Origin of the sequence: Rhizobium phaseoli, assembly GCF_001664385.1 — a bacterium.
Lineage (GTDB): Bacteria > Pseudomonadota > Alphaproteobacteria > Rhizobiales > Rhizobiaceae > Rhizobium > Rhizobium phaseoli.
In genome coordinates, this window is the sequence record NZ_CP013532.1 from 569,238 (window position 1) to 595,557 (window position 26,320).

A 26,320-nucleotide genomic window follows, 5' to 3' on the forward strand; every position below is an offset into this window, starting at 1 on the left:
GAGTCGCGGGAATCCGGATGAATCGAATTCCGAGTTTTCCCCAACTTGCTGCCCCTGCGTGTCATTTCTGCAATAATGCCTGTTGAAGGCCGAAAATGCCGCTGTACACGCTTGCTGCATGCGCTAAGGGCGCAGTTTTGTTGACATTGCAGCGCGAAAAGGAAATAGTGCTGGTCGCCGCCGCAAGGCGGCATTTTTGATTTTTCGGGCCTGGTTTTCTTAGCCGGAGTCCGGTGATTGACAACGCTGATCGGGAGACCCGCGCCATGGCCGAAGCCGCGCCGCTGTATGACACCTATTCTCGTGCCCCGTTGCGGTTCGAGCGAGGCGAGGGCGTATGGCTGATCACCGAAGGCGGCGAGCGTTATCTCGATTTCGGCGCCGGCGTCGCCGTCACCTCGGTCGGCCACAGCAATCCGCATGTGGTCGCCGCCCTGAAGGAGCAGGCCGACAAGGTCTGGCACCTCTCCAACATCTATGAGATCCCCGGCCAGGAGCGCCTGGCCAAGCGGCTGACGGACGCCACCTTCGCCGACAAGGTGTTCTTCACCAACTCAGGTGCGGAAGCGCTCGAATGTGCGATCAAGACGGCGCGCCGCTATCAGTTTTCCAAGGGCCACCCCGAGCGCTTCCACATCATCACCTTCGAAGGCGCCTTCCATGGGCGCACGCTTGCGACGATCGCCGCCGGCGGCCAGGAGAAATATCTCGAAGGCTTCGGCCCCAAGGCGCCGGGTTTCGATCAGGTAGCTTTCGGTGATATCGCAGCGGTCCGCGCCGCCATCACCGATGCGACGGCGGCAATCCTCATCGAGCCGGTGCAGGGCGAGGGCGGTGTGCGCCCCGCCACCCCCGAGTTCATGAAGGCGCTGCGCCAGATCTGCGACGAAAACGGCCTGCTGCTGATCCTCGACGAGGTCCAGACCGGGGTCGGCCGCACCGGCAAGCTCTTCGCCCATGAATGGTCGGGCATCGCGCCCGACATCATGGCGGTCGCCAAGGGCATCGGCGGCGGGTTCCCGCTCGGCGCCTGCCTTGCCACCGCCGAGGCCGCCTCCGGCATGAAGGCCGGCACCCATGGTTCGACCTATGGCGGCAATCCGCTGGCCATGGCCGTCGGCAGCGCGGTGCTCGATGTCATTCTCGCCGACGGCTTCCTCCAGCAGGTGCGCGACGTCGCGCTGGTCTTCCGCCAGGGGCTTGCCTCGCTGAAGGACCGTTATCCCGATGTGATCGAGGATATCAGGGGCGAGGGCCTGCTGCTCGGCGTCAAGGGGGCCGTTCCCTCGGCCGAGCTGCTGCAGGCGATCCGCGCCGCGCATCTGCTCGGCGTGCCGGCCGGCGACAATGTAATCCGCCTTCTTCCGCCGCTCGTCGTCACCGCCGAGGAAGCCCGCGAGGGCCTCGCCCGCCTCGAACGCGCCGCCGAGAGCATCCGCGCCGCCAAGGTCAAGAAAACGGCTTGAAGGGATTGGCGCTTTCGGGCGCACGACAGGTAAGAACATGGCTCCTAAACATTTCCTCGATCTTTCGGCCGTCACATCGGCCGACCTCAGAACCATCATGAACGACGCGCTCGTTCGCAAGCAGGCCTTCAAGGCCGGCCAGGGCGACAAGCCGCTCGCCGGCAAGATGCTGGCGATGATCTTCGAAAAGCCGTCGACGCGCACCCGCGTCTCCTTCGATGTCGGCATGCGCCAGCTCGGCGGCGAAACGCTGTTTCTATCCGGCACCGAAATGCAGCTCGGCCGCGCCGAGACGATCGGCGACACCGCCAAGGTGCTGTCGCGTTATGTCGATGCGATCATGATCCGCACCACCGAGCATTCGAGGCTCTTGGAGCTTGCCGAACATGCGACCGTGCCCGTGATCAATGCGCTGACGGATGATACCCACCCCTGCCAGATCATGGCCGACATCATGACCTTCGAAGAGCATCGCGGGTCGATCAAGGGCAAGACCATCGCCTGGACCGGCGACGGCAACAATGTGCTGCATTCGCTGGTCGAAGGTGCCGCGCGGTTCGGCTATCGCATGAACATGGCCGTACCCCTTGGTTCGGAGCCCAAGGATCACTATCTGAACTGGGCCCGCAATGAGGGCGCCGAAATCATGCTCTGCCATGATGCCGACCGTGCGGTCGAAGGCGTCGATTGCGTGGTGACCGATACCTGGGTCTCCATGAATCAGGAACATCGGGCCCGGGGTCACAACGTCTTTCAGCCTTATCAGGTCAATGCGGCCTTGATGGCCAAGGCCGGCAGCGATGCATTGTTCATGCATTGCCTGCCCGCCCATCGCGGTGAGGAAGTGACGGATGAGGTGATCGACGGCCCGCAATCCGTGGTCTTCGATGAAGCGGAAAACCGCCTTCATGCGCAGAAGTCGATTCTAGCTTGGTGCCTGGGCGCGATCTGAACCATAATCGGACGCCGCTCGCGAACAACGTGCGGCCGCGCGAGCGAAGGGCACCCTGACCCTTCGCTCTGAAAACTAGGAGTAAAGCCATGGCAGAAGCTGCAGCCGCCCTCGGCCAGTTCGATTTCGCCGGCGATGACCATGTCGTCCCTTTCCAGGTGGAGGGTCTGGATGTGCGCGGTCGCGCCGTCCAGCTCGGCCCGATGCTCGATGCGATCCTCGAGCGCCATCATTATCCCACCCCCGTCGCGCGGCTGCTGGCCGAAGTCGTCGTGCTGACGGTGCTGCTCGGCACCTCGCTGAAATTCGACGGCAAGTTCACGGTGCAGACCAAGGGCGATGGCCCGGTCGATCTTCTCGTCGCCGATTTCTCGACGCCGGAAAATGTCCGCGCCTATGCCCGCTTCGATCAGGCGCTGCTTGCCAAGGCGGTGGAAGCCGGCGAAACCGAGCCGGAGCAGCTGCTCGGCAAGGGGGTGCTCGCCTTCACCATCGACCAGGGCAAGTTCGCGCAGCCCTATCAGGGCATCGTCGCGCTCGACGGCACCTCGCTCGAGGAGATTGCCGGTGTCTATTTCCGCCAGTCGGAACAGATCCCGACGCGCGTCCGCCTGGCCGCGGCCGAGCTCTTCGATCGCGACGATGCCGGCAAGCCGCGCCATCGCTGGCGGGCCGGCGGCCTCGTCGCCCAGTTCCTGCCGGAAGCACCCGAGCGCATGCGCCACCCGGATCTCCACGGCGGCGACGGCGATAACGGCGACCGCCCGCATGGCGAGGACGACGCCTGGGTCGAAGCCCGCTCGCTGGTCGAGACCATCGACGCCGATGAGTTGACCGACCCGCTTGTCGGCACCGAACGGCTGTTGTTCCGACTGTTCCACGAGCGCGGCGTGCGCGTCTACGAACCGCGCGCCGTCTTCGACCGCTGCAGCTGCTCGCGCGACAAGATCAAGGGCGTGCTGAAGGGCTTTTCGGCCGAAGAGATCGAGGAAAGCCAGGAAAACGGCGAAATCGCAGTCACCTGCGAATTCTGCTCGACCACCTACCGCTTCGAGCCGACCGAGCTTCAGCCGGCCGAGTAGGCTCGGTTGAGCACGCACACAACAAATACAAAAGATTAGCGATGATGCAGCACGGTGACTCGACTTTTGGTAGTCACTGTGCACCATTTATCCAACTGGTTCGGGGATGGGACTTCATGCGTATCTTTTATTTCGTCGTCGCATTCATGGCTGCGATGCCACAAATTGGCTTGGCTGATGATAAGGCAATCCAATGGAAAGAGGTCGGGGGCTGGACCGTGGCTGTCGACCCGACTTTAGACGATGGCTGTTTTGTTCTGACCTCCTTTGATGACGACACCATTTTTCGCCTTGGCTTCAATTTCCGAAAAAAGGACAAACCTCTGTACATTCTGCTCGGAAATCCGAACTGGAAATCCTTGGAGAAAGGTAAGCATTATCCCATCGAACTCTCGTTAGACCAAACTCAATGGACGGCTGATGCGAGAGGTCTGGATCTCGACGGCCTCAAATCATTGTGGATCGATACCGACGATACCGACTTGATTGAGGAGTTCTCTGGTAAACTGAGTTTCCGCGCCCGCTTTAACGGAAAAGAGATTGTTGCCCTCGGTCTGAAAGATTCCGAGAGGGCAGCGGATGAGTTGCTCGCCTGCCAAAAGGCGGTAAACGATGCGGTCATGAAACAGCCGGCGCCGCCACAATCAAAAGATCCGTTCGAAGCAAAGCCAGGCACTCAGGCCTCGGATCCTTTTGACCTTTAGTAGATTGATGATTGGGCCAGCCCGAGGATCCACGACCGCGGGCGTCCATGTTGGTGCTGACTGGAAGTCCGCGACCGGCCGCATCCACGGGCAGTGCTTGCCGCATGGGTCCTCGGGCTTGACCCGAGGACCCATGCGGCAAGCACTGCCTTCATGTTCGAACTGACAAAGCAACCCGTCAGTTCAGCACGCGCAGCAGCCCCGGTGAATCCAGCGAGAAGGCGGGGATGTCGACGTCGAACAGCTCGCCTTCGTCCGTTTCCATCTGGTAATGGCCGAACATCAGCCCGGAGGGCGTGTCGAGCGGGCAGCCGGAGGAATATTCATAGGTGTCGCCGGGGCTGAGCCGCGGCTGTTCGCCGACGACGCCGGGACCGGTCACCTCGTCCACCACGCCGTTCTGGTCGGTGATGTTCCAGTAGCGATTGACAAGGCGAACGGCGACGCCGGAATTGTTGCTGATGACAATCCGGTAACCCCAGACGTAGCGATCGTCTTCCGGATCGGATTGCTCCTCCAGATAGAATGGTTCGACGACGACTTCGATATCTCTTGTGAGGGCGCGATACATGCCTTGCACCTTAGTCAAGATATGTTACCCGTATCTTATAAGAAGGCCCTATCCGTCAAGAAACGGAACGCGATGAAACAGCCGTGATCGCATGGTTTTTGATCGTTAAGCCTAATTGTCAGTATTAATTTTACTTGGGCAGCGCCGGCGCGCCGATCCCGCGGCCGGGACGGCCGAACCCGGAGGCCCGGCCGCCAATGCTGTCGATCAGGCCGAAACCTTGGCAAGCGCCTTGGCGAAATCCTCGATCAGGTCGTCGGTATCCTCGATGCCGGCCGAGAGCCGGACGGTGCCCGGCGAGATGCCGAGTTCGGCGCGCGCCTCTTCCGACAGGTTCTTGTGGGTCGTCGTCGCCGGATGGGTGATCAGGCTCTTGCTGTCGCCGAGATTGTTGGAGATCCTGACGATATCCAGCGCATTCTGCAGCGCGAAGGCCGCCTCCTTGCCGCCCTTCAGCTCGAAGGCGACAAGCGTCGAGCCGCCCTTCATCTGCTTGGCGATGATGTCGGCCTGCGGATGGTCCGCGCGGCCGGGATAGATCACCTTGGCGACCTTGTTCTGCTCGGCCAGGAAATCGGCGATCTTCGCGGCATTCTGGGTCTGCTGCTTCACACGCAGCGGCAGCGTCTCGATGCCCTTCAGCAGCGTCCAGGCGTTGAACGGCGACATGGCCGGGCCGGTATGGCGGAAATAGTCGTGCAGGTTCTCGTCGATCCAGGCCTTGTCGGCCAGCACGACGCCGCCGAGGCAGCGGCCCTGGCCATCAATATGCTTGGTGGCGGAATAGACGACGATATGGGCGCCGAGTTCGAGCGGTTTCTGGAAGAGCGGTGTCGCAAAGACGTTGTCGACCACGACCTTGGCGCCGACCTGGTTGGCGAGCCTGGCCACCCCTGATATATCGACGACCTCGAGCGTCGGGTTGGTCGGGCTTTCCAGGAAGAACACTTTGGTGTTCGGCCGGATTGCCTCTTCCCAGTTCTTGAGATCGCGGCCGTCGACCAGCGTGCATTCGATGCCGTATTTCGGCGCCAGTGTTTCCACCACCCAGCGGCAGGAGCCGAAGAGGGCGCGCGCGGCGACGATATGGTCGCCCGCCTTGACCTGGCAGAGGATCGCCGCGCTGACGGCGGCCATGCCGGAAGCGGTGGCGCGGGCGTCTTCGGCGCCTTCGAGCATGCACATGCGCTTTTCGAACATGTCGTTGGTCGGGCTGCCGTAGCGGGCGTAGATGTAGCCGTCCGTCTCGCCCTTGAAGCGGGCTTCGGCCGCTTCCGACGTGTCATAGACGAAGCCCTGCGTGAGATAGATTGCCTCGGACGTTTCGCCATATTGCGAACGCAGCGTGCCGCCATGGACGAGTTGGGTTGCCGGGCGCCAGGTCTTGCTCATGCCATCACCTTCACATAACAAAAAAACCGGCCGCAAAAGCAGACCGGTTCACAACCCGGTCTTTTTAGCCACTTGTTTAACGTGGCTGCAAGCCGACCGGCCAAATCACCACGGGATAATTCTGCAATACTGCTGTTAGCTGCTTGCGTCAATTCCCCGTATTTGGTTTTGTCGGCGCAAAAGATGGATGGGGCATGATGGCTCGCGATACTGGAATTCTGGCGGACCGCGCGATCTCCGCGCTGTTTGAAACGGGGCGTCTTAACTCCGAGCGGGAGCTGGATCGCGATCAGATCCAGCCGGCAAGCCTGGACCTGCGTTTAGGCAGCAAGGCTTTTCGCGTGCGCGCCTCCTTCATGCCCGGTCCCTCGCATCTTGTGTCGGACAAGCTCGATCGCCTCAGCCTGCATGTGATCGATCTGTCTCAGGGCGCGGTGCTCGAAACCGGCTGCGTCTACATCGTGCCGCTGATGGAGAGCCTGGCGCTGCCGGCCGACATGTCGGCCTCGGCCAATCCGAAGAGCTCGACCGGCAGGCTCGATATCTTCACCCGCGTGATCACCGATTACGCTCAGGAATTCGACAAGATCCCGCCGGGCTATTCCGGCCCGCTCTATCTCGAAATCAGCCCGCGCACCTTCCCGATTGTCGTGCGCCGCGGCTCGCGCCTGTCGCAGATCCGCTTTCGCGTCGGCCAATCCCTGCTCGGCGAGCCGGAACTGTTGAAGCTGCATGAAAGCGAGACGCTGGTCGCCAGCAAGCAGCCGAATGTTTCGGGCGGCGGCATCGCGCTGTCGATCGATCTCAGCGGCGACAAGGACGGCCTGATCGGCTACCGCGGCAAGCACCACACCGCCGTCGTCGATGTCGACGAGAAGGACCAGCACGACATCTTCGATTTCTGGGAGCCGCTCTATAGCCGCGGCCGCAACGAGCTGATCCTCGATCCTGACGAATTCTATATCCTCGTCTCGCGCGAGGCCGTGCATGTGCCGCCGGATTATGCCGCCGAGATGACCCCCTTCGATCCGCTGGTCGGCGAATTCCGCGTCCACTACGCCGGCTTCTTCGATCCCGGCTTCGGCCATGCGCCTGCCGGCGGCCGCGGCAGCCGCGCCGTGCTCGAAGTGCGCAGCCACGAAGTGCCCTTCATCCTCGAAGACGGCCAGATCGTCGGCCGCCTCGTCTACGAACACATGCAGGAAAAGCCGGCGAGCCTCTACGGCTCCGGCCTCGGCTCCAACTACCAGGCCCAGGGCCTCAAACTCTCGAAACACTTCCGCATCTGACGGGTTGCGCTCAGCCGACTTGACAGCGGCCCCCATCTGTTGGAAATCTCAGTGCATCGCGGGTGTAGCTCAATGGTAGAGCAGCAGCTTCCCAAGCTGAATACGAGGGTTCGATTCCCTTCACCCGCTCCAGCCATCCTTCGGGCAACGTCCTACTAATCCCCAAAGAACCGGATCGGCTTGTATCGCCGATGCGCGATGATCAGGCTTCGGTCGGGCTGGATGATGTAGGTTTCTTCCACCTGCTGGCCGTACTGGTCAATGAAATCATGCGGGAAGCTGGAGCCGGGTGGCGATTTGGTGAGCTTGCTGCGCGGCTGGCCGTTATAGGTGATGCTGCCCGGGATCGGCTCGAGGCCGGGGCCGCCATAGTAGGAAACGCTGTTGCACCCGGCAAGAATGAGGGTGCCGATGAGGCCGAGGAGTGCGGGTTTCATGTCCATCCCTTCCGATGCGCCGAAGCGGTGATCTTACTCCTGATTGCATCGTGCTCGCCAGTTGAAACGCAGTCTCTACCTTCACGCCTTCGCGAAGCATCGCCTGGAGCGTCGTGACCGCTTCAGCCTTTCCATTGCCGAAACCGGCGCCGTCTGCTAGATCGGCATCGTCGAAAAAGGCAGGATCGGTTGAGGTAAGCCCGATCCCTTCCGTCTAAGCGTCAAAGCGCTCTGACGAAGCTCTGCTCCGTGCCCCAGGGCACGAGAACCCGCGACGAGATCCGCATGGAAATGCGGGATCCCGGCGGCGTGCGGAGACGGCAAAAGGCAGTTCCGGGATTTTTTTGAACGGAGACTGTCAATGCGCCTGAACCATCTCGATTTTCACGTCCCCGATATTGCCGAGACGGCGGATTTCTTCATCCGTCATTTCGGCCTAAAGCTGAAGGATATGCGCGGTAACAACGGCCTGGCGATCCTGGAGGACGCTGTCGGCCTCGAAATCGTCCTCAGCCACGCCATCGCCAAGTTCGGCACCGCCGACCAGGTGGAGATAGGCCGCCAGACCTATCATATCGGCTTCATTCTGCCGGAAAGGGGTGATGTCGATACTGTCCATGCCGGACTTGTTGCCGCTGGTGCCGTGCTCTCCGGTCCGCCGGCCGCTATGCGCGGCGGCTGGCTGTTCTATTGCACGGCGCCGGGGAATATTCTCGTCGAGGTGGGCTGGCGGCCGGGTTAGAGTGAGCGGGAGCCGGTAAACGCGGCTAAGAGGGACATACCGCGACCTCTCGATTCCCTCTTCTCCCCTCGAGGAGAAGAGAATTTGCGGCAACCTCTCTGTTCCTCGCCCCTCGCAGGGCGCGTCTTCTCGTGCCTCGTGCCGACGGTCTGATGCTCAGAACTCCGTCCAGTCCGCCTCCTGGCTCTTTGAGGGCGTGCTGCCGCCGCCGAAGGCGTTGGCGAGGGTCTGGCCGAGGGCGCGGGCCGGTGAGGCGGTCGGACGGGCCGTGCCTTCCCGGGCGACGCGGATTGCCGGGGCCTTGGCCACCGGGCGCGCGGGCGCGCGCGGTGCTGCGGCCGGCGGCCGGGTAGAGGCGATCGGGGCGGCGGCGGCGAAGCTGCCGGTGCCGGTCAGCCGGAATTGGCCGAGCAGATTGTTGAGCGCTGTCGCCTCCGTGGCCAGGCAGTGGCTGGCGGCGGTCGACTGCTCGACCATCGCCGCGTTCTGCTGCGTGCCCTGGTCCATGGTGTTGACGGCGGTGTTGATCTCCTGCAGCCCGATCGACTGTTCGCGCGAGGCTTCGGCGATCGCGTGGACGTGCTGGTTGATTTCCTGCACTTCGCTAACGATCGCATCGAGCGCCTTGCCGGTGTCGCCGACCAGAGTGACGCCGGTCTGCACGTGCGTGCCGGAATTGGTGATCAGGTCCTTGATTTCCTTGGCAGCCCTGGCCGAACGCTGGGCGAGCTCGCGCACCTCCTGCGCCACAACAGCAAAGCCCTTGCCCGCTTCGCCGGCGCGCGCCGCCTCGACGCCGGCATTCAGCGCCAGCAGATTGGTCTGGAAAGCGATGTCGTCGATGACGCCGATGATGTTGCCGATCTCGACCGAGGACTGTTCGATCTGCCGCATCGCGGAGACGGCCTTGCGGACGATCTCGCCGGATTTTTCGGCACCGAGGCGCGTGCGGGTGACGAGCTGGCTCGCCTCCTCGGCGCGTTTGGCGGCGTCGCGCACCGTCGTGGTGATCTCTTCGAGCGCCGCTGCGGTTTCTTCGACAGAGGCCGACTGCTGTTCCGTCCGCCGGGAAAGCTCGTCCGCGGACGAACGGATCTCGTTGGCGCCGGCGCCGATCGCCCGCGCATTGGCGCCGACCGCCTGCAGGGTCTCGTTGAGCTTTTCGACCGAGTGGTTGAAATCCTGGCGCAACGCGTCGAGATGGGCGACGAAAGGCTCGTCGAGCTGCGCGGCGAGATCGCCGGCGGCAAGGCGGCGCAGGCCGTCGCCGAGGGCTGTGACGGCGCGGTCGAGTTCGGATGCCTCGCGGGTCCTCTGCGCCTCGCGTTCGCGGCGCTCGCCGTCGCTGACGCTGCGGTCTGCCTCGGCGCGGGCCTCGATCTGACGGCGCTCGATGGCGTTGTCGCGGAAGATTGAAACGGCCTTGGCCATCTGACCGATTTCATCGCCGCGGTCGAGGCCGCCGATCTCGCTGTCAGTGTCGCCCTCGGCAAGGCGCGTCATGCGCAGCCTGAGTCTCGCCATCGGGCCTGCAATGCCCGACTGTGCGACGGCAATGCTGATGCCGATCGCGGCGAGAACGGCAATGCCGATCAGGAGGAAGCAGAAGCTGATCCGGCCGTTGACGGAAGCCGACAGCGCGTCGCCGCCGTCATTGAGCAGCGCCATCATCGCATCATTGTTGGCGATCATCTTCGGCGTCAGTGCATTGAGCTTGGCATTCATCAGGGCGACATTGGCGAGCGCGCCGGCGCTGTCCTTGGCCTTGCTCTGTTCGATGATCTTGTTCGCCAGGGCTTCGATGTCATCGATGCCTGCCTGAATTTCGTCGATCGCCGCCTTGCGGCTCGGCACCAGCGCCAGCGCCTGCTTCAGCCGGTCGCGCGCCTGCGGCAGCTTGCTCGGCGTGGCGAGCGCCGTCTCGAAAGCCGGCGTATCGGGCTTCATGTCGGCGAGCAGCGTGACCTGCAGCACCGAGGCCACCACCGAGGCGCTCGCGCGTGCGCTCTGCATCGAGGCCAGCGCCTCATGATCGATGAAGGCGCTGTAGGCGGTGTCCGCACGGCGAAAATCGGCGATGATATAGATCAGCCCGGCCATCGTGATCAGCCCCATGAGCGCCACGACCGACAGGATTTTCGTGCGGATTTTCAGATGCTTCAGCATGGAAACGTTACCCGATTGGCCGGGCGTGCCGCACCGGCGCTGTGAAATCAATTGTTACAAACAGAGCGCTGACGCGTGCATCATGCGATCGGCCGGCGGGGTCCGATGACGTCGGCACAAATAAAAGGGCACTATTCTTTAATTCCGCCCTAATGCCGGTGTGGAGAACGCCCATAATTTTGAGGGAGGAGTTTTACGCCGGAACCCCAGAGAGCCTCTCCTCAGGTGCCCTGTAAGTGCCTCAGAGGGGAGGCGGGTGTGCCGGCGTTGGGTGCATGCAAGGAGCAGCGTTGCGGCGCGTCCTTCGAGGCTCCGGCCTCCGGCCTACGCACCTCAGGATGAGGAGCCTTGGAGATTGCCGCGCTGAGAATGATGCGCAGCGGAGGCTGCCACGCCTTCTCCGACCTCATCCTGAGGTGCCCCGCAGGGGCCTCGAAGGGCGAGGTCGGCCACTGGCAATTGTTGGGCGCAAGAAGCAGGATTGGAGCGCCAAAGACCGGAGCCTCGAAGGACGGGGCGGGCGTTCCGGCGTCGGATACACGCATATTCCCCGCCAGCCATGACTCTGATAGATCTCGCCGAAGCGGCAACGTTTCGCGCTGAACCGAGACTGGATGACAATAATGCAATCCAAACTGGCCTCCCTCACCCTGAAGGGATTTCTCGCGTTCGGGCTGTTGCTCTTTTCAAGCCTTGCCGCCTCCGCCCAGCAGGCAGCACCCTCGCTGCCGCTGCTCTTCGATGCGCGTGAACGTCTTGCGCGGCCCGATCTCTCGTCGCTGGTGCGCCTGCGCTTCCTGACATCAGTCGATTTCCCGCCGTTCAATTTCACCGATCAGAACGGCAAGCTTTCCGGTTTCAACGTCGATCTCGCCCGCGAAATCTGCGGCGAGTTGGAAATATCCGACAAGTGCCAGATCCAGGCGATCCCCTTTGCCGATCTCAAGGATGCGCTTGCTGCCTCGCAGGGCGATGCCGTCATCGCCGGCCTTGCGGTGACGCCGGAGCTGCGCCGGCGGTTCGTCTTCTCCCGGCCCTATCTGATGCTGCCGGCGCGCTTCGTGCGCAATCTTGCCGCACCCGTCGAGGGCAAGACGGCGGCCGCCCTTGCCGGGCGCCCGGTCGGTGTCGTCAAGGGAACGGTGCACGAGGCGATGCTGGCCGCCTTTTTTCCGGCGCTGAAGGCCGAGCCCTTCGACACGAAGGAGGCCCTCCTTGCGGCGCTGAAGGAACGCAAGGTCGACGCCGCCTTTGCCGATGCGCTGCAGCTTTCCTTCTGGGTCTCTTCGCCGGCCTCGGACAAATGCTGCGCGCTGTTTGACGGCCCCTATCTGTCCGAACATTTCCTCGGCGAGGGCATGACCATCATGCTGCGGCAGAAGGACAGCGTGCTGACCTCAGCCATCGACCACGCGCTTGCCGCGCTGTCGCGCAGCGGCCGTCTGCAGGAACTCTATCTGCGCTATTTCCCCTACGGGCTTTACTGAGCCCCAATGCATGTCGCCCGGAAGTGTGCAGCGGTTCCGGGATAACGACATGCATAAGAACAAAGAGCTTTACTGATCAGCCCTTGCGGAAACGGGCAATGGCGCTGCGCTCGATCGCCGCGCAGGTGAGCTTGTCGAGGCCGAGCCGGTCGCGCAGCAGGCTAAGCAGCCTGAGTTCCTCGGCCTTCACGGAAAGATCGGCGGAAGCCACCTCGACGGCCAGCGCATAGGCCGTGTCGTAGAGTTTTGCCGGCAGCGTGTCGCGCACGGTTTCGAGAACGACGTCGAGGCCCTCGGGCCCGGCGAGCAGCGAAGCGCAGTCGCGCGCCACCGAAATCAGCGTGTCCTCGTCGAAATCCCGGAACACCGGCAGGAAGCCGATCAGCTGGCCGATCCTTTCCATCTCCCTGTCGTTCATGGTGCTGTCGACGGCAGACGCCATCACCATCACGTAGATCAGGGCATCATGGGCGGAAAGCGGCTTGTTCATCTCTGATTCCTTTTTCAGTGAGCGGAGATTAGGAATTGGCGGCCGCCTTTACAAGGGAGCGGCAGCATCGCGCCGCCCAGGACATTCGTCATTTGCGGCGTGGGTCGCCGCCGTAAATGCCTTTCTGCGCCTGCTTCGCCTTGTCGGCGACGGCGCCGAGCGGCGAGCCCGCCTCGGCTTCGGTCCAGCCGTTTTCGGCGAGCCATGTGCCGAGATCCTGCGCGCCGAGCCGGCAGGCGGCGGTCACCGTCCCCTTCCATTCCGCCATGTCGAGGTCGCAGGTGAGATTGCGGTTGCGCAGGAGCTGGCGCAGGGCCGTCTTCGCCAGCATGCCGCAGGGCCATTGCCGGCCTGCCGGCCCGCAGATCCTGTCGGCCGGTGTCGGACCGATGCCGGCGAGCTGAAGCCGGCGCTCGCCAAAGGAAAGCACCCCGGCATTTTCGGCCACTGGCCGTGCCAGCTCGATCGGCTTCTTCGCGGCCGGCCCCGCCGCTTGCCCGCCGGGCGTTTCGGATGGGGGCGGCGGATCGGCCGGCGTGGCCGCCACGCGTTCGGCCGGGGCGGGGGAGGGAGCGGCCGGTTGTGCCCCGCGCGCGATGATTTCGGCATCTGCGTCCGATATCGGCGTCGACAGGCCTGCTGCCTCGGGGGCGGTTTGCGCCGCCGTGTCGGTTGCTGGCGCCTCTGCGGTGATCATGTCCTCGCCGCCCGTTCCGCCGCGCAGCCTTGCTTCTGCTGATATCAGCAGGCCGGCCACGACCGCCATTCCTGCGAGACCAGTGAAGACGGCGGCAGGGCGCATGGAATATCTTCCTATTGGCTGGCCCAGATGATGCGGGCGATCCACTCGACGTCGGACAGATCGAGCGTCCGGTTTGGATGTTCCGGATTGAGCGACATCAGCTCGATCGACCGTGGGCTCTGGCGCAGCAGCACCTTGGCCATCACCTCGCCCTCGCGGGTGCGCACGACGACACGGTCGTTGCGGCGCACCTGCGCGCCGGGCTCGACGATCAGCACGTCGCCGTCGCGGTAGAGCGGCATCATGCTCTCGCCCTGCACCTCCAGCGCATAGACGCCCGATTTCTGCGACGGAGCAGCCGGAAACTCGACCACGTCCCAGCCTTGCCCAGCCGGAAAGCCGCCGTCGTCGAAGAAACCGCCGGCGCCGGCCTGCGCGAAGCCGAGCAGCGGAATGGCGCCGCCCTGCGGCTGAAACCGGCTGTCCAGCCGCTGGGCGCGCTCGCCGGTCCGTTCTGCGGCAGTGCCGCCCGGCGGCAGCAGGGCGAGAAACTGCTCCATGCTCGCCCCTGTCGCATCGAGCACCTTGGCGATCGATTCGGTCGAGGGCCAGCGCAGCCGCCCATCGGCCGAAAGCCGTTTCGATTTGTTGAAGGAGGTCGGATCGAGCCCGGCGCGGCGCGCAAGACCGGATGGCGTCAGGTCGTGCCGTTCGGCAAGCCTGTCGATCGCCTCCCAGATCTGCTCGTGTGACAGCATATGCGCCCGATTCCGTGCAGCCTATCCGAGGCCGCTTCAGCCGGCCGAAGTGTAACCGACCGGGTGGCGCGCGTAAAGGTAAAGGAGGAATAAAATCCTGCCATCGGCGGTTTCGGCTGTCCTCAGGCGACCATCGCCATGTTGATCTTGCCGAGCTGGATGACTGCCTGCGTGCGGCTGTCGACGTCGAGTTTCAACAGGATCGCCGAGACATGCGCCTTGATGGTCGCCTCGGAGACGCCGAGTTCATAGGCGATCTGCTTGTTCAGCAGCCCTTCGGCGAGCATGGTCAGCACCCGGCTCTGCTGCGGCGTCAGCGTGTGCAGGCGATGGATCAGGTCGGCGACATCGGGGTCCTGCTCCTGGCCGTCGCGATAGTTTTCCGGTGTGGCGATATCGCCGGCAAGCACCGTCTGGATGCTGCGGCGAATGTCTTCGATGCCGGAGGATTTCGAGATGAAGCCGGAAGCGCCGAGTTCCAGCGCCCGGCGGATCGTCGTTGCGTCGTCGCTTGCCGAGACGATGATGATCGGCAGGCTGGCGAATTCGGCGCGCAATGCCATCAGCCCGGAAAAGCCGCTGACGCCGGGCATGGCGAGGTCGAGCAGCATCAGGTCGGCGTCGGGATGGGCGCCGGCTGCGGTCCGCGCGGCGGCGAAGTCGCCGGCTTCGACGATCGACTGGCGGCCTTCCATGCCGATGACGGCCTGGCGCAGCGCATCGCGGAAAAGCGGATGGTCATCGGCAATGATGATGGTCTGTTCCTGCATCGAAAACTCCCTCCCAAGAGCCCGATCATGCTGCATGTGGCGCCGTCCCCACCGCGCTTCATGCATGCCTGCTGATATGACTATATCAGATCAGGTCTTCTGCGGAAGGGGATTGGCCTTTTCCTCGGCCTGGAACTCCCTCACCATCCCCATGAAACTCTTCATCATCTTCTCCATGATGCTGATCGAGCGGTCGATCTCGGCATCGCTCGGCAGCGCCCGCTGCACGAGGCCCTGCTGTTCGAGCTTCGTTACCCGCTGCGAAAGCCGGTCGAGTTCGTCCTCATAGGCCGCCCGCTCGTCGGCGGCCATGCGGCAGACGAGGGCGCCGTCCTTGTCCTGGCAGATCGACATGGCGCCGGTCTGGCGGTCGAGCCGGACGAAATGATCGCCGCTCTTTTCCAGCTGGAAGCGGCCCGCATCGGCCTCGGCCGCCACGGCCGCCAGCGGCAGGAGAACAGCGCCAAGTGTGAGAGCCAAAATCTTCATCGTCTCATCCTCCGGATTCTGCTTGTGCGGGTCCTGTTTTTAAGCGCCGGGCGTGGACATTGCCGCCTCTTTCCGGCAAAGCGCTGGTGATCGAGGACCAGCAATCGCGAGGCCATGATGACCCTGACACCGACCCTTTACAAGATCGTGACGGAAACGCTCTGGCAGCAAGCCAGACAAAGCGGTGTTTTTCATGGCGCCGGCATCGATCTCAAGGACGGCTTCATCCATTTTTCGACGGCTGACCAGGTCAAGCAGACCGCTGCCCTGCATTTTGCCGGCCAGTCCGGCCTGATGCTGGTTGCCGTCGATGGCGGCCGCCTCGGTGACAAGCTGATCTTCGAATCCTCGCGCGGCGGCGATCTGTTCCCGCATCTCTATGCCGATCTGCCGCTAGCGGCCGTGCTCTGGGAGGTGCCATTGCCGCTCGACGAGACCGGCGCCCATATATTCCCGGAGCTGCAGCCATGATCGATCCCTTCAAGCGTCTCGCCCGCAAGGGCCTCTTCCTGTTCGATCCGGAAACGGCGCACGGCATGTCGATCGCGGCGCTGAAATCCGGGCTGGTGCCCGCCTGCCAGATCACCCCGGATCCGCGCCTTCGCCAAACCGTCGCCGGCCTTACCTTCGAAAACCCGCTCGGCATGGCGGCGGGCTACGACAAGAATGCCGAAGTGCCGGAGGCGCTGCTGAGGCTCGGCTTCGGCTTCACCGAGATCGGCACGGTGACGCCGAGGCCGCAATCCGGCAATCCGCGTCCGCGCATCTTCCGCCTGGTCGAGGATGAAGCCGTCATCAATCGCCTCGGTTTCAACAATGAAGGCCATGAGGCTGCTTTCGAGCGGCTCTCGGCGCTGACCGGCAAAGGCGTTGTCGGCGTCAATATCGGCGCCAACAAGGACAGCGAGGACCGCATCACCGATTATGTCGCCGGCATCCGCTGTTTCTATTCCGTCGCGCGCTATTTCACCGCCAATATCTCCTCACCGAATACGCCCGGCCTGCGCGATCTGCAGGCGCGCGAAAGCCTTGCGGCGCTGCTGTCGGCCGTGCTGGCGGCGCGCGATGAGATGGCTGAGAGATCCGGCCGGAAGATCCCGGTCTTTCTGAAGATCGCCCCCGATCTGACCGAGGAGGGCATGGACGATATCGCCGCCGAGGCGCTTGCGCATCCGCTGGATGGGCTGATCGTCTCAAACACCACGCTGTCGCGCGAGGGCCTGAAAGATCAGCGCCAGGCCAAGGAGACGGGGGGCCTCTCCGGCGTGCCGCTGTTCGAAAAGTCGACCGCCGTGCTTGCCCGGATGCGCAAGCGCGTCGGTGCCGCGCTGCCGATCATCGGCGTCGGCGGCGTCTCTTCGGCCGAAACCGCACTGGAGAAGATCAGGGCGGGTGCCGATCTCGTCCAGCTCTATTCCTGCATGGTCTATGAAGGCCCCGGTCTGCCCGGCAATATCGTTCGCGGCCTCTCCGGTCTGCTCGACCGCGAAAAGGCCGGCTCGATCCGCGAGCTGCGCGACAGCAGGCTCGATTACTGGGCGGCGCGGAAGGTCTGATCGGCGCGCGGCTTGACCAGCATCGCCAGGAAAAAGCCGCGGAACAGCAGGAAGGCGTTCATCGCCAGCCACAGGCCGTGATTGCCGAACAGCGGCACGAAGACGCCGAGCATGGCGAGGTAGCCGGCAAAGGACATCAGCATCCGGTTGCGCATGTCGACCGACCACGTCGCGCCGATGAACACCCCGTCCATCAGAAAGGCGAGCGCGCCGGTGAGCCCCGTCACCGCCGCCCAGGGCAGGTAGGCGCCTGCCGCCTGCCGCACCTCCGGCGAGGTCGTCAGCACCGAGATCAGCCAGGGCCCGGCGAGCAGGAAGAAGGCAGAGACGATCGCCGCCAGGCCAAAGGACCAGAGGGTCGTAAGCTTCAGCCCGCGGTCGAAGGCCGGCCGATAGTGCGCCCCGACCGCCCGGCCGGTGATCTGTTCGGCGGCATTGGCAAGCCCGTCGAGGTAATAGCCCGATAACAGGAAGAAATTCATCAGCACGGCATTGGCGGCAAGCGTCACCGCGCCAAAGCCGGTGCCGATCCGCGTCATGATCGCGAAGGCGCCGATCAGCACGAAGGTGCGGATCAGAATGTCGCGGTTGAGGGCGAAAAGCTCGGCCAGCCGATGGCGCGAAAGGATTTCCGGCCACGCCGGCCGTTCCGCCCGGGCAAAGCCGCTGAGCACGATGAACAGCCCGGCGAGCGCGCCGGCCACCTCGCCGGCCAAGGTTCCCCAGGCGACGCCGGCCACGCCCCAGCCGAGCGACAGGCCGAGATAGATCGACAGCAGGATGTTGATGCCGTTGATCAGCGCCTGCAGCAGCAGTCCGACACCGCCCTGTCCGCGCCCGAGCACGAAGCCGAGGATGGCGTAATTGGCAAGCGCTGCCGGCGCCGCCAGGATGCGGATCGAGAAATAGGTGGCGGTCGCCTCGGCGATTGCCCCTTCCGCGCCCATCAGCCGCAATCCTGCCGCCCTGAGCAGGGGCGAAAGACAGAGCAGCGCCAGCCCGCAGCCGAGCGCTGAGATCAGCGCCCTGGCAAAGACCGCCTGCTGTTCGTGCTGGTCCCGCCGGCCATAGGCCTGCGCCGTCAGTCCTGTCGTCGATGCCCGCAGGAAATTGAAACTGCCGAGGATGAGATCGAAGAGCATTGCCCCGATCGCCAGCCCCGCCAGCGCTTCCGGGTCTCCCATATGACCGACGACGGCGGTGCTCGTCAGCCCGAGCAGCGGCGTCGTCAGGAAGCCGAGTGTCATGGGAATGGCGATCGACAGCACCAGCCGGTGCGTGACCTCGAAGGCAAGGGAATGACTGTTGCTGCGCGTATCCATGCTTGCCCCATATCGAGGCCGAATCGCCTCAGCTCGACAGCACCATCGCCCAATAGGGCAGGTTCCTGGAAGATGAATTGTGAGCGACGGCGACGCCGAGGCCGTCATAACGCCCCAGCATGTTTTCCAGATGATGCGGCGAGTTGATCCAGGCGGTCACCACGGCATCGACGCTCTGCTGGCCGGAAGCGATATTCTCCGCCGCCGGCAGCTGCACGCCGCTCGCCTTGACGCGGTCGCCGAAACTGTCGGTCATGCCCATGAGATGCGCCATCTTGCCGGCGCTCGCCATGCGTTTGGCCTGGAACAGAGCGGCCGTCTGCGCCGCCGGATCGGGGCTAAGCGGCGGCAGGCCGTTCTTGGCCCTCAGCTGGTTGACGAGCGGCAATACGCTCGCCGTCTCGTCCTCGCCGTTGGAAGGGGTGCCGGCAAGGCGCGGCGTGGTGGTGCAGCCGGCGATGCCGGCGGCGAGTGCCAATCCGGAAAGACGCAGCAGGCCGCGGCGGGAAAGATCGATGGAGGTCATGTTACCGGTGATAGCTGAAAAGGCGAAGGATGAGGAAGAGCGGAATGACGATCGTCGCTCCGAGGAGGAGATAGTCGCCGACGCGCCCGAGCGCTGAAAAACCGCGGTGCCAGATTTCCAGGATGAAGTCGCGGAACCCATAGATGATGTTCCACGGCGTCAGGCCGAAGACGGTCATGACGAAACCGACGATCAGCGACACGACGATTAGTTTTATCAATGTGCGGCCGAGCGAATCGCCGAGGAACCTGTTCACCTGATCGGACATGCGCCATCTCCTGGTTGCCCTTGGAATAAGGTTGCGGCGCGCCGCCCGCAAGCCCTTTCCTGACTTGGCCGCTTCGCCTGTGAAATAGGACTTGAGTTTTTTTGTGGCCGCCGCCAGATGCCGGCTGGCGCATGTCGTGCAAACTGTGCAGCGGTTTGCGGTGACGACATGCGTAAGCGCCAACAGGTCTATTCATGCAGCCCCACCAGCTTTCCTCCGGCGATGTCATCGCCGACCGCCGCGCCGATTATGCCCGAATGCTCGAAGAGGGCGGCGAGCCGGAGGCGGCCGCCGAGCTGATGGAGCAGGCGCTCGAACTCGCACCGGCCTGGGCTGCCGGCTGGTATCGCCTCGCCACCTATCGCGAAAAGGCGGGCAAGGCGGAAGCCGCGATCGAAGCCTATCGCAAGACGCTTGCCCTCGATCCCGAAGATATTTTCGGTTCGGCCCTCAAGCTTGCCCTTCTCGGCGATACCGCCACACCCGACCGGCCGCCGAGCCGCTATGTCGAGCGCCTGTTCGACGATTATGCCGACCGTTTCGAAACCGCGCTCATCGAAAAACTCGATTACAGCGTGCCGCAGAAACTTGCAGCCCTCGTTTCTGCCACTGGCAGGCATTACGCATGCGCCGTCGATCTCGGCTGCGGCACCGGCCTGCTCGGCCCCGAAATCCATGGCCGTGTCGGCCGTCTCGAAGGTTTCGACCTCTCGCAGAACATGCTGGCCAAGGCGGCCGAGAAGGTGGTCTACGATCACCTCGCCCAGGCCGACCTGTCGCTTGCATCAGGTCTTTCCGGCCTCTTTGCCGATCGGCCACGCGGCCGCGCCGATCTGGTGACGGCAGCCGACGTGCTGATGTATCTCGGCAATCTCGAAAGCGTCTTTGAAATCATCGACGAGCTCGCTGCCGCCGGCGCCGATCTCGCCTTTTCCGTCGAGGATGCGGGGGAGGGCGAGAGCTTCCATCTCGCGCCGTCGCTGCGTTATGCCCATTCGGAAGCCTATGTCAGGATGCTGCTTGCCCGTCACGGCTTCGAAATCCTCGACATCGTCAAAACCGTCATTCGCAAAGATGGCGGCAAACCGGTGGCCGGCATTCTGTTCCTTACGCGCAAGCCGGCCTGAGCGAATGTTTCTTGCGATTTCTAAATAGGACAGCATTACTTACCTATTTTGCTTGATCGGCCGCCGGAAAGCCTGATATTGCAGGGATATCCGAAGAGAGCGCGGCGATAAGACGCCGAGCGCTCGGCTCATTTCACACTCAAAAATCCACCGCGTCCGGATGTCTCCGGACGTGCTCGCGAACACGTCCGCTATTGGAGATTGGCGACATGACACAGCTCATCAATGCCCTCGGCGTCTGGAATACCAGCGCGACCCGTCACTCGCCGATCGAAGACGTGCAGGGCATATTCTCCGGCAGTCTCGTCGCAGCGCTCGGCCTTTACGTGCTTGCCAGCGCCGGCCTGCTCACCGGCAGCACGGCCGGCGTCGCCTTCCTTCTGCACTACGCTTTCGGCGTCAATTTCGGCCTCGCCTTCTTCCTGCTCAACCTGCCGTTCTTCTATCTCTCGTGGAAGCGTCTCGGCATGGCTTTCACGATGAAGACCTTCATCGCCATCGGCCTGACCTCGGCGATCGCAGATCTGCAGTCGCGCCTCTTTTCGATTTCGAGCATCCATCCGGCCTAGGCCGCCCTTCTCGGCGGCCTGCTGCTCGGCTTCGGCGCGCTGGCCCTCTATCGCCATCGCGCCAGCCTCGGCGGCGTCGGCATTCTCGGCGTCTATCTGCAGGAGCGCTTCGGCATCCGCGCCGGCCTCGTCCAGCTCGCCATCGATCTGTGCGTGCTCGCCGCCGCCGTCTTCGTCACCACGCCGCCGGTGGTCTTCTATTCCGTCCTCGGCGCCCTCGTCCTCAACCTTTTCGTCGCCATCAACCACCGCGCCGACCGCTACATCGCGCTGTGACATTACAAATTCGTAAGCCACTCTAAACAAAACGTAACTTGCCTGCGACCGGTCCCGGCGCGACACTTCCTCCCGCGCCGGATTTGATGAGGTGAACTATGTCAGATTTGGAAAAGCTTGTGAGACGCCGCATGCAGGAAGAATACGCCAGGGGCGCTTCCGCAGACGAAATCGCGAAGGTCGTCCGCGATCTGCTCAACAGTGTCGACCTCTCGGGCACCGGGCCCGATGCCGTTGCCGGACGGGGTACGACCGGTCGCGATTAACGGGATATTCAACCGACCCGAGATTTTCGGGTCGGTTGTTGGGATTGCCGTCTCCATTGCGCCAAGCCCTCCATCCGTCTAACGCAACCGCTGCCTGGGGCGAGCTGCGTCCCAGTCCAGACAAAGGTGCCTGCGGGGCAGATGATGGGGCTGAGCAGCCCACGTCATAATCGCAGCCGCGCCCCGATTTCTCGCTGTTCTTGCTTCAGAAATCACCCCATACTCAGTCATCCTCGGGCTTGACCCGAGGATCCACGCCGCCCCCACCAGCGGGGCCATGGATCCCAGGCTCAAGGCCTGGGATGACGGAGATTGGGAGGCCGTTTTGCCAAACGCGCCGTCGACGAAGCGGATGACACGTCACTCTTCTGGTTCAGCGCGCTGCCGCGTGTCCCCATCCGCCTGTCCGCTGTTTGCCAAGGGTGTTAACCCTCCTTCGGAGCGAGCTGAGAAGAGGATATGCCGCGATCTCTCCCCACTCAAACCTCTATCGAATCGGCCTCAAGCCGCCTTTGTCACCGCATCGATCGGATGCTGCGAGCGGAAGCCGACGGCGAGCCGGTTCCAGACATTGATGGCGCCGATCGTCACGGTGATCTTCGTCATCTCCTCTTCGGAGAAATGCGCCTTCAACGTTTCGTAGTCGGCATCCGGCGCGCCCGTCTTGGCGATGTTGGTGACGGCGTCGACCCAGCCGAGCAGGGCGCGTTCGCGGGCGTCATAGAGCGGCGATTCCCGCCAGACGCACATCAGGTTGATCCATTGCTCGCTGAGCCCGTCGTGGCGGGCTTCCTTCACATGCATGTCGACGCAATAGGCGCAGCCGTTGATCTGCGAGGCGCGCAGCTTGATCAGGTGGATGAAGCGGCGCTCCAGGCCAGAGGTCTGGACATATTGTTCGAGTGCGGCGACGGCCTTGTAGGCATCGGGGGCGGCTTTGGCGAAATTGAAACGCGGTTGCATGTCTTTCTCCTTTGATAGGGCTCAGCGAGCCGTCTTGCGTTCGTGGATTTCGAGGAAGGCGCAGCCTCGGGCTGCGATCGATCCATCGTCGAGGGCATTCAATTCGATGCCGAGATCGGCAATGCTAGTCTTGGCGAGTTCCGCCCGATAGACCCGTTCGGCCCGCAGCATCGCCGCGCTGATATTGCAGGGCTTGGCGAAGAAGCGGTCGGAGACCGGGTTCGGGCCGCGCTGGCGGATTTCGGCGCAGCGGAACGCCGGCGCCGGTCCTTCGACGGCGAGCAGGATATCGAGCAGCGAAATCTCTTCCGCCGCCTTTGCCAGCTTATATCCGCCCCGCGGTCCCGGCACGGTATCGAGGATGCCGGCGCCCGACAGCGCCTGCAGATGTTTCAACAGATAGCTCGTCGACACGCCATGGAACTCCGCCAGCGCCGCGGCCGACAGCACGCCGCCTTCGGAGAGGCCGGAAAGCATTGCAACGCTGTGAATGGCTTGCTCGACGCCGTCGCTCATCTTCATGGAGCCGATCTCCTTATCGTAGATAAAATATATCCATGATTATGCCGGCTGTCAACTGCTGTCCTCGCTGCTTGCCGCTTGCCTTTATGGCGACGGCGGATAGAACCGGGAAAAACGACAGGGGAACATCATGGCAGCCAACGCCTTTACAGGCCTTCTGAACTCCAGCGCCGACCGCCACTCGCTGTTCGACGACGCCCAAGGCATCGTCGCCGGCAGCATGCTTGCCGTGCTCGGCGTCTCGCTGCTCTCCGGCGCCGGGCTGCTTGCCGGCGGCACGGCTGGTCTCGCCTTCCTCGCCCATTACGCGACCGGTTTCAGCTTCGGCCTCTGTTTCTTTGCCGTGAACCTGCCCTTCTATTATCTCGCCTTCCGCCGCATGGGGCCGGCCTTCACCATCAAGACCTTCGCCGCCATCGCGCTGACCTCCGTTCTGTCCGAATTCGTGCCCGGCTTCATCGGTATTGGGCACGTCAATCCCATCGCCGGTGCGCTCTTCGGCGGCCTCGTCATCGGCGCCGGCATGCTGGCGCTCTTCCGCCACCGCGCCAGCCTCGGCGGCATCGGCATCCTCGCCCTCTATATCCAGGATCGTCTCGGCTGGCGCGCCGGCCTCGTCCAGCTCGGCTTCGACTGTCTCATCCTGGCGCTCTCCTTCCTGGTCGCCAGCCCCGCGATCATCGCCTGCTCCGTGCTCGGCGCCATCGTGTTCAACCTCACGCTCGCCATCAACCACCGCAAGGACCGCTATATCGCAGTCTAAATCAGGCAAGCAGCGCATGATATCGCCCGAAAACCGCTCGCACTTTCGGCATCATGCGCGTAAGCGGATGGCGGCCCTTCTATTTCCCTGAGCTTTCACTACCTTCAGGGCGTGGACCAGATCGATTCCGAAGCCAGCGCCCAGCTTCCTGCCGCCTTTACCCGCTGGTTTGCGGAAAAGGGCTGGCGTCCGCGCGCCCATCAGCTGGAGCTGCTTGCCCGCGCCGAGGCTGGCGAAAGCACGCTGCTGATTGCGCCGACCGGCGCCGGCAAGACGCTTGCCGGCTTCCTGCCGTCGCTCACCGATCTCGCCCGTCGCGGCAAGATTCCGCCCGGCTCCGCCTTCACCGGCATTCACACGCTCTATGTCTCGCCGCTGAAGGCACTGGCGATCGACATCGAGCGTAACCTGATGAAGCCGGTGGCGGAAATGGGCCTGCCGGTCACCGTCGAAAACCGCACCGGCGATACGCCGAATGCCAAGCGCCAGCGCCAGAAGCTCAATCCGCCGGATATTCTGCTGACGACGCCCGAGCAGGTCGCGCTGCTTCTCGCCAACCGCGAGGCCGAGCGTTTCTTCAAGGATCTGAAATATGTCGTGCTCGACGAGCTGCATTCGCTCGTCACCTCCAAGCGCGGCCATATGCTGTCGCTCGGCCTTGCCCGCTTGCGCCGCCTTGCCCCAGGCCTCAAGACCATCGGCTTGTCGGCGACCGTCGCCGAGCCGATGGATCTGCAGAAATGGCTGGTCGCCCAGCAGGAGGGCCGGGAGCATCACGCCGGCCTCGTCGTCGTCGAAGGCGGCGCCAAACCTGACATTTCGATACTGTCGACCGAAGAGCGCATTCCCTGGGCCGGCCATTCCGCCAAATATGCCATTCCCGACGTCTACAAACAGCTGCTCGACCACCAGACGACGCTGCTCTTCGTCAATACCCGCAGCCAGGCCGAAATGCTGTTCCAGGAGCTTTGGACGATCAATGACGACAACCTGCCGATTGCCCTTCACCACGGCTCGCTCGATGTCGCCCAGCGCCGCAAGGTCGAGGCGGCGATGGTCGAAAACCGGCTGCGCGCCGTCGTCGCCACCTCGACGCTCGATCTCGGCATCGACTGGGGCGATGTCGATCTGGTCATCCATGTCGGCGCGCCAAAGGGCGCATCCCGTCTTGCTCAGCGCATCGGCCGCGCCAACCACCGAATGGACGAGCCGTCGAAGGCGATCCTCGTGCCGGCCAACCGCTTCGAGGTCATGGAGTGCCAGGCAGCACTCGACGCCAATTATATCGGCGCACAGGACACGCCGCCCGTCGGCCGCGGCGCGCTCGACGTGCTTGCCCAGCATGTGCTCGGCATGGCCTGCGCCGAGCCCTTCGACATGCTGGAACTCTACGACGAGATCACCAGCGCCTCACCCTATGCCGATCTCAGCTGGGAGACCTTCGAGCGCGTCGTCGATTTCGTCGCGACCGGCGGTTATGCGCTCAGGACCTACGAACGTTACGCCCGCATCCGCAAGACCAAGGAAGGCCGCTGGCGCGTTTCCAATCCCGCGGTCGCCCAGCAATATCGCCTCAACCTCGGCACCATCGTCGAAAGCCCGATGCTGAACATCCGCATGGTCAAGCGCGGCGAGGGCGGCCGGATCGGCCGCGGCGGCGCGACGCTGGGCAAGGTCGAGGAATATTTCCTCGAGCAATTGTCGCCGGGCGATACCTTCATTTTCTCCGGCAAGGTGCTGCGCTTCGAGGGCATCCGCGAAAACGAATGCCTGGCCTCGCAGGCCTTCTCGCTCGATGCGAAGATCCCCTCCTATGCCGGCGGCAAATTCCCGCTGTCGACTTATCTCGCCGAACAGGTGCGGGCGATGATCGCCGATCCCGACCGCTGGCGCCAGCTGCCAGATCAGGTGCGCGACTGGCTGTCGCTGCAGACGGACAAGTCGATGCTGCCAAAGCGCGACGAGTTCCTGATCGAAACCTTCCCGCGCGGCAGCCGCGGTTACATGGTCGCCTATCCCTTCGAGGGCCGTCTCGCCCATCAGACGCTCGGCATGCTGCTGACGCGCCGGCTGGACCGGGCGGGCGCCAAGCCGCTCGGCTTCGTCGCCACCGATTATTCGCTCGCCATCTGGGGACTGGAGGATATGGGCCTGATGATCGGCAACGGCCGGCTCAGTCTGTCCGACCTCTTCGACGCCGACATGCTGGGCGATGATCTCGAAGCCTGGCTCAACGAATCCTTCCTGCTGAAGCGCACCTTCCGCAATTGCGCCGTGATTGCAGGCTTGATCGAACGCCGCCATCCCGGCAAGGAAAAGAGCGGCCGCCAGATCACCGTCTCCGCCGATCTGATCTATGACGTGCTCCGCAGCCACGAGCCGGATCACATCCTCTTGCAGGCGACGCGGCAGGATGCGGCGACCGGACTTTTGGATATAAGCCGACTTGGCGATATGCTGATGCGAATCAGGGGCCACATCACCCATCGCCCGCTCGACCATATTTCTCCGCTCGCCGTGCCGGTGATGCTGGAGATCGGACGCGAAGCGGTGCCGGGCGAGGCCCATGATGCGCTGCTCGCCGAAGCGGCCGACGATCTGATCGCCGAGGCGCTGGCCTGAGAC

General features: G+C 63.5%; 27 protein-coding genes, 1 tRNA gene, 1 pseudogene and 1 riboswitch. Of the genes and pseudogenes, 14 read left to right on the plus strand and 15 right to left on the minus strand.

Annotation, left to right across the window (positions count from 1 at the left end):
- Nucleotides 1-266 precede the first annotated feature (266 nt).
- From AMC88_RS02775 to AMC88_RS02790, 4 genes are all read left to right on the plus strand, one after another.
- A complete protein-coding gene (locus AMC88_RS02775; RefSeq protein WP_012482560.1) occupies nt 267-1,466 on the plus strand; it encodes an aspartate aminotransferase family protein in 1,200 nt (399 codons plus the stop codon).
- Between the two features lie 37 nt (nt 1,467-1,503).
- Nucleotides 1,504-2,418, plus strand: a complete 915-nt coding sequence (argF, locus tag AMC88_RS02780) for an ornithine carbamoyltransferase (RefSeq protein WP_012482561.1) — start codon at nt 1,504-1,506, stop codon at nt 2,416-2,418.
- Between the two features lie 89 nt (nt 2,419-2,507).
- Nucleotides 2,508-3,500, plus strand: a complete 993-nt coding sequence (locus AMC88_RS02785; RefSeq protein ID WP_012482562.1) for an Hsp33 family molecular chaperone — start codon at nt 2,508-2,510, stop codon at nt 3,498-3,500.
- 116 nt (nt 3,501-3,616) lie between these two features.
- Nucleotides 3,617-4,204 carry a hypothetical protein gene (locus AMC88_RS02790; protein ID WP_029531649.1) on the plus strand — a complete coding sequence of 196 codons (588 nt, stop codon included), beginning with the start codon at nt 3,617-3,619 and terminating at the stop codon, nt 4,202-4,204.
- Between the two features lie 178 nt (nt 4,205-4,382).
- On the opposite strand, the gene apaG is transcribed toward AMC88_RS02790, so the two are convergent.
- Both apaG and AMC88_RS02800 read right to left on the minus strand, forming a co-directional pair.
- Nucleotides 4,383-4,775 carry a Co2+/Mg2+ efflux protein ApaG gene (gene apaG / locus AMC88_RS02795; protein ID WP_004677057.1) on the minus strand — a complete coding sequence of 131 codons (393 nt, stop codon included), beginning with the start codon at nt 4,773-4,775 and terminating at the stop codon, nt 4,383-4,385.
- 207 nt (nt 4,776-4,982) lie between these two features.
- Nucleotides 4,983-6,167, minus strand: a complete 1,185-nt coding sequence (locus AMC88_RS02800) for an O-succinylhomoserine sulfhydrylase (protein ID WP_012482564.1) — start codon at nt 6,165-6,167, stop codon at nt 4,983-4,985.
- Nucleotides 6,168-6,210: 43 nt separating this feature from the next.
- Nucleotides 6,211-6,289: riboswitch (SAM riboswitch) on the minus strand.
- Nucleotides 6,290-6,361: 72 nt separating this feature from the next.
- Between AMC88_RS02800 and AMC88_RS02805 the strand changes: the two genes are divergently transcribed.
- Nucleotides 6,362-7,456 carry a 2'-deoxycytidine 5'-triphosphate deaminase gene (locus AMC88_RS02805; RefSeq protein ID WP_016734868.1) on the plus strand — a complete coding sequence of 365 codons (1,095 nt, stop codon included), beginning with the start codon at nt 6,362-6,364 and terminating at the stop codon, nt 7,454-7,456.
- A 58-nt stretch (nt 7,457-7,514) separates the two neighbouring features.
- Nucleotides 7,515-7,588, plus strand: a tRNA-Gly gene (locus AMC88_RS02810).
- A gap of 23 nt (nt 7,589-7,611) precedes the next feature.
- Here AMC88_RS02810 and AMC88_RS02815 read toward each other — a convergent pair.
- Nucleotides 7,612-7,893 carry a hypothetical protein gene (locus tag AMC88_RS02815; RefSeq protein WP_029531648.1) on the minus strand — a complete coding sequence of 94 codons (282 nt, stop codon included), beginning with the start codon at nt 7,891-7,893 and terminating at the stop codon, nt 7,612-7,614.
- Between the two features lie 361 nt (nt 7,894-8,254).
- On the opposite strand from AMC88_RS02815, the gene AMC88_RS02820 reads away from it, so the two are divergent.
- Nucleotides 8,255-8,635, plus strand: a complete 381-nt coding sequence (locus AMC88_RS02820) for a VOC family protein (RefSeq protein WP_012482566.1) — start codon at nt 8,255-8,257, stop codon at nt 8,633-8,635.
- A gap of 156 nt (nt 8,636-8,791) precedes the next feature.
- Here AMC88_RS02820 and AMC88_RS02825 read toward each other — a convergent pair whose 3' ends face one another.
- Nucleotides 8,792-10,801, minus strand: a complete 2,010-nt coding sequence (locus AMC88_RS02825; protein ID WP_064824788.1) for a methyl-accepting chemotaxis protein — start codon at nt 10,799-10,801, stop codon at nt 8,792-8,794.
- A gap of 620 nt (nt 10,802-11,421) precedes the next feature.
- Between AMC88_RS02825 and AMC88_RS02835 the strand changes: the two genes are divergently transcribed.
- Complete coding sequence (locus tag AMC88_RS02835; protein WP_029531647.1) at nt 11,422-12,288, plus strand: transporter substrate-binding domain-containing protein; 867 nt, start codon at nt 11,422-11,424, stop codon at nt 12,286-12,288.
- 76 nt (nt 12,289-12,364) lie between these two features.
- Here AMC88_RS02835 and AMC88_RS02840 read toward each other — a convergent pair whose 3' ends face one another.
- The 5 genes from AMC88_RS02840 to AMC88_RS02860 form a co-directional block, all read right to left on the minus strand.
- Nucleotides 12,365-12,778, minus strand: coding sequence for a tellurite resistance TerB family protein (locus tag AMC88_RS02840; RefSeq protein ID WP_004673725.1), 414 nt, complete (start codon nt 12,776-12,778; stop codon nt 12,365-12,367).
- An 88-nt stretch (nt 12,779-12,866) separates the two neighbouring features.
- Nucleotides 12,867-13,580, minus strand: a complete 714-nt coding sequence (locus AMC88_RS02845) for a thermonuclease family protein (RefSeq protein ID WP_064824790.1) — start codon at nt 13,578-13,580, stop codon at nt 12,867-12,869.
- 11 nt (nt 13,581-13,591) lie between these two features.
- The gene (locus AMC88_RS02850; RefSeq protein WP_012482571.1) at nt 13,592-14,278 is read right to left on the minus strand and encodes a S24 family peptidase; all 687 of its coding nucleotides are present in this window, start codon (nt 14,276-14,278) and stop codon (nt 13,592-13,594) included.
- A 122-nt stretch (nt 14,279-14,400) separates the two neighbouring features.
- Complete coding sequence (locus AMC88_RS02855) at nt 14,401-15,048, minus strand: response regulator (protein WP_012482572.1); 648 nt, start codon at nt 15,046-15,048, stop codon at nt 14,401-14,403.
- Nucleotides 15,049-15,138: 90 nt separating this feature from the next.
- Entirely contained in the window at nt 15,139-15,537 is a 399-nt protein-coding gene (locus tag AMC88_RS02860; protein ID WP_012482573.1) for a hypothetical protein, read from the minus strand.
- A 117-nt stretch (nt 15,538-15,654) separates the two neighbouring features.
- Between AMC88_RS02860 and AMC88_RS02865 the strand changes: the two genes are divergently transcribed.
- Both AMC88_RS02865 and AMC88_RS02870 read left to right on the plus strand, forming a co-directional pair.
- Nucleotides 15,655-16,008 (plus strand): DUF952 domain-containing protein, encoded by a 354-nt coding sequence (locus tag AMC88_RS02865; RefSeq protein ID WP_012482574.1) that lies wholly within the window; start codon nt 15,655-15,657, stop codon nt 16,006-16,008.
- Nucleotides 16,005-17,093: a quinone-dependent dihydroorotate dehydrogenase gene (locus AMC88_RS02870; RefSeq protein WP_012482575.1), complete on the plus strand. Its 1,089-nt coding sequence runs from the start codon at nt 16,005-16,007 to the stop codon at nt 17,091-17,093. Before AMC88_RS02865 ends, AMC88_RS02870 begins: the two co-directional genes overlap by 4 nt.
- On the opposite strand, the gene AMC88_RS02875 is transcribed toward AMC88_RS02870, so the two are convergent.
- Genes AMC88_RS02875 through AMC88_RS02885 form a run of 3 tightly spaced genes read right to left on the minus strand, consistent with a single transcriptional unit; the run spans nt 17,069 to nt 19,209 of the window.
- Nucleotides 17,069-18,415, minus strand: a complete 1,347-nt coding sequence (locus AMC88_RS02875) for an MATE family efflux transporter (RefSeq protein WP_012482576.1) — start codon at nt 18,413-18,415, stop codon at nt 17,069-17,071. The two genes, AMC88_RS02870 and AMC88_RS02875, sit on opposite strands and share 25 nt — an antisense overlap.
- Nucleotides 18,416-18,443: 28 nt before the next feature.
- The gene (locus AMC88_RS02880; RefSeq protein WP_012482577.1) at nt 18,444-18,941 is read right to left on the minus strand and encodes a CAP domain-containing protein; all 498 of its coding nucleotides are present in this window, start codon (nt 18,939-18,941) and stop codon (nt 18,444-18,446) included.
- Between the two features lies 1 nt (nt 18,942).
- A complete protein-coding gene (locus AMC88_RS02885) occupies nt 18,943-19,209 on the minus strand; it encodes a DUF6460 domain-containing protein (protein ID WP_004675818.1) in 267 nt (88 codons plus the stop codon).
- A gap of 194 nt (nt 19,210-19,403) precedes the next feature.
- On the opposite strand from AMC88_RS02885, the gene AMC88_RS02890 reads away from it, so the two are divergent.
- Both AMC88_RS02890 and AMC88_RS02895 read left to right on the plus strand, forming a co-directional pair.
- Nucleotides 19,404-20,336, plus strand: coding sequence for a class I SAM-dependent DNA methyltransferase (locus tag AMC88_RS02890; protein WP_012482579.1), 933 nt, complete (start codon nt 19,404-19,406; stop codon nt 20,334-20,336).
- A 209-nt stretch (nt 20,337-20,545) separates the two neighbouring features.
- A pseudogene (locus AMC88_RS02895) lies at nt 20,546-21,181 on the plus strand (YitT family protein).
- A 101-nt stretch (nt 21,182-21,282) separates the two neighbouring features.
- Here AMC88_RS02895 and AMC88_RS33505 read toward each other — a convergent pair.
- The 3 genes from AMC88_RS33505 to AMC88_RS02905 all read right to left on the minus strand — a co-directional run bounded on the left by AMC88_RS33505 (nt 21,283) and on the right by AMC88_RS02905 (nt 22,932).
- Nucleotides 21,283-21,504 carry a hypothetical protein gene (locus tag AMC88_RS33505; RefSeq protein ID WP_167355274.1) on the minus strand — a complete coding sequence of 74 codons (222 nt, stop codon included), beginning with the start codon at nt 21,502-21,504 and terminating at the stop codon, nt 21,283-21,285.
- A 444-nt stretch (nt 21,505-21,948) separates the two neighbouring features.
- Nucleotides 21,949-22,410 (minus strand): carboxymuconolactone decarboxylase family protein, encoded by a 462-nt coding sequence (locus AMC88_RS02900; RefSeq protein WP_064824791.1) that lies wholly within the window; start codon nt 22,408-22,410, stop codon nt 21,949-21,951.
- Nucleotides 22,411-22,431: 21 nt separating this feature from the next.
- Nucleotides 22,432-22,932, minus strand: coding sequence for an RrF2 family transcriptional regulator (locus AMC88_RS02905; protein WP_004672867.1), 501 nt, complete (start codon nt 22,930-22,932; stop codon nt 22,432-22,434).
- Between the two features lie 130 nt (nt 22,933-23,062).
- On the opposite strand from AMC88_RS02905, the gene AMC88_RS02910 reads away from it, so the two are divergent.
- Nucleotides 23,063-23,695: a YitT family protein gene (locus AMC88_RS02910; protein WP_012482583.1), complete on the plus strand. Its 633-nt coding sequence runs from the start codon at nt 23,063-23,065 to the stop codon at nt 23,693-23,695.
- Between the two features lie 111 nt (nt 23,696-23,806).
- Nucleotides 23,807-26,317 carry a ligase-associated DNA damage response DEXH box helicase gene (locus AMC88_RS02915; protein ID WP_064824792.1) on the plus strand — a complete coding sequence of 837 codons (2,511 nt, stop codon included), beginning with the start codon at nt 23,807-23,809 and terminating at the stop codon, nt 26,315-26,317.
- The last annotated feature ends 3 nt before the right edge of the window (nt 26,318-26,320 follow it).

What these genes read in the sequence shown, in the direction of transcription:
- AMC88_RS02775 (WP_012482560.1), top strand. Translation starts at nt 267, where the DNA reads ATGGCCGAAGCCGCGCCGCTGTATGACACCTATTCTCGTGCCCCGTTG.
- argF (WP_012482561.1), top strand. Translation starts at nt 1,504, where the DNA reads ATGGCTCCTAAACATTTCCTCGATCTTTCGGCCGTCACATCGGCCGAC.
- AMC88_RS02785 (WP_012482562.1), top strand. Translation starts at nt 2,508, where the DNA reads ATGGCAGAAGCTGCAGCCGCCCTCGGCCAGTTCGATTTCGCCGGCGAT.
- AMC88_RS02790 (WP_029531649.1), top strand. Translation starts at nt 3,617, where the DNA reads ATGCGTATCTTTTATTTCGTCGTCGCATTCATGGCTGCGATGCCACAA.
- apaG (WP_004677057.1), bottom strand. Translation starts at nt 4,775, where the DNA reads ATGTATCGCGCCCTCACAAGAGATATCGAAGTCGTCGTCGAACCATTC.
- AMC88_RS02800 (WP_012482564.1), bottom strand. Translation starts at nt 6,167, where the DNA reads ATGAGCAAGACCTGGCGCCCGGCAACCCAACTCGTCCATGGCGGCACG.
- AMC88_RS02805 (WP_016734868.1), top strand. Translation starts at nt 6,362, where the DNA reads ATGATGGCTCGCGATACTGGAATTCTGGCGGACCGCGCGATCTCCGCG.
- AMC88_RS02815 (WP_029531648.1), bottom strand. Translation starts at nt 7,893, where the DNA reads ATGAAACCCGCACTCCTCGGCCTCATCGGCACCCTCATTCTTGCCGGG.
- AMC88_RS02820 (WP_012482566.1), top strand. Translation starts at nt 8,255, where the DNA reads ATGCGCCTGAACCATCTCGATTTTCACGTCCCCGATATTGCCGAGACG.
- AMC88_RS02825 (WP_064824788.1), bottom strand. Translation starts at nt 10,801, where the DNA reads ATGCTGAAGCATCTGAAAATCCGCACGAAAATCCTGTCGGTCGTGGCG.
- AMC88_RS02840 (WP_004673725.1), bottom strand. Translation starts at nt 12,778, where the DNA reads ATGAACAAGCCGCTTTCCGCCCATGATGCCCTGATCTACGTGATGGTG.
- AMC88_RS02845 (WP_064824790.1), bottom strand. Translation starts at nt 13,580, where the DNA reads ATGCGCCCTGCCGCCGTCTTCACTGGTCTCGCAGGAATGGCGGTCGTG.
- AMC88_RS02850 (WP_012482571.1), bottom strand. Translation starts at nt 14,278, where the DNA reads ATGCTGTCACACGAGCAGATCTGGGAGGCGATCGACAGGCTTGCCGAA.
- AMC88_RS02855 (WP_012482572.1), bottom strand. Translation starts at nt 15,048, where the DNA reads ATGCAGGAACAGACCATCATCATTGCCGATGACCATCCGCTTTTCCGC.
- AMC88_RS02860 (WP_012482573.1), bottom strand. Translation starts at nt 15,537, where the DNA reads ATGAAGATTTTGGCTCTCACACTTGGCGCTGTTCTCCTGCCGCTGGCG.
- AMC88_RS02865 (WP_012482574.1), top strand. Translation starts at nt 15,655, where the DNA reads ATGACCCTGACACCGACCCTTTACAAGATCGTGACGGAAACGCTCTGG.
- AMC88_RS02870 (WP_012482575.1), top strand. Translation starts at nt 16,005, where the DNA reads ATGATCGATCCCTTCAAGCGTCTCGCCCGCAAGGGCCTCTTCCTGTTC.
- AMC88_RS02875 (WP_012482576.1), bottom strand. Translation starts at nt 18,415, where the DNA reads ATGGATACGCGCAGCAACAGTCATTCCCTTGCCTTCGAGGTCACGCAC.
- AMC88_RS02880 (WP_012482577.1), bottom strand. Translation starts at nt 18,941, where the DNA reads ATGACCTCCATCGATCTTTCCCGCCGCGGCCTGCTGCGTCTTTCCGGA.
- AMC88_RS02885 (WP_004675818.1), bottom strand. Translation starts at nt 19,209, where the DNA reads ATGTCCGATCAGGTGAACAGGTTCCTCGGCGATTCGCTCGGCCGCACA.
- AMC88_RS02890 (WP_012482579.1), top strand. Translation starts at nt 19,404, where the DNA reads ATGCAGCCCCACCAGCTTTCCTCCGGCGATGTCATCGCCGACCGCCGC.
- AMC88_RS33505 (WP_167355274.1), bottom strand. Translation starts at nt 21,504, where the DNA reads ATGGAGACGGCAATCCCAACAACCGACCCGAAAATCTCGGGTCGGTTG.
- AMC88_RS02900 (WP_064824791.1), bottom strand. Translation starts at nt 22,410, where the DNA reads ATGCAACCGCGTTTCAATTTCGCCAAAGCCGCCCCCGATGCCTACAAG.
- AMC88_RS02905 (WP_004672867.1), bottom strand. Translation starts at nt 22,932, where the DNA reads ATGAAGATGAGCGACGGCGTCGAGCAAGCCATTCACAGCGTTGCAATG.
- AMC88_RS02910 (WP_012482583.1), top strand. Translation starts at nt 23,063, where the DNA reads ATGGCAGCCAACGCCTTTACAGGCCTTCTGAACTCCAGCGCCGACCGC.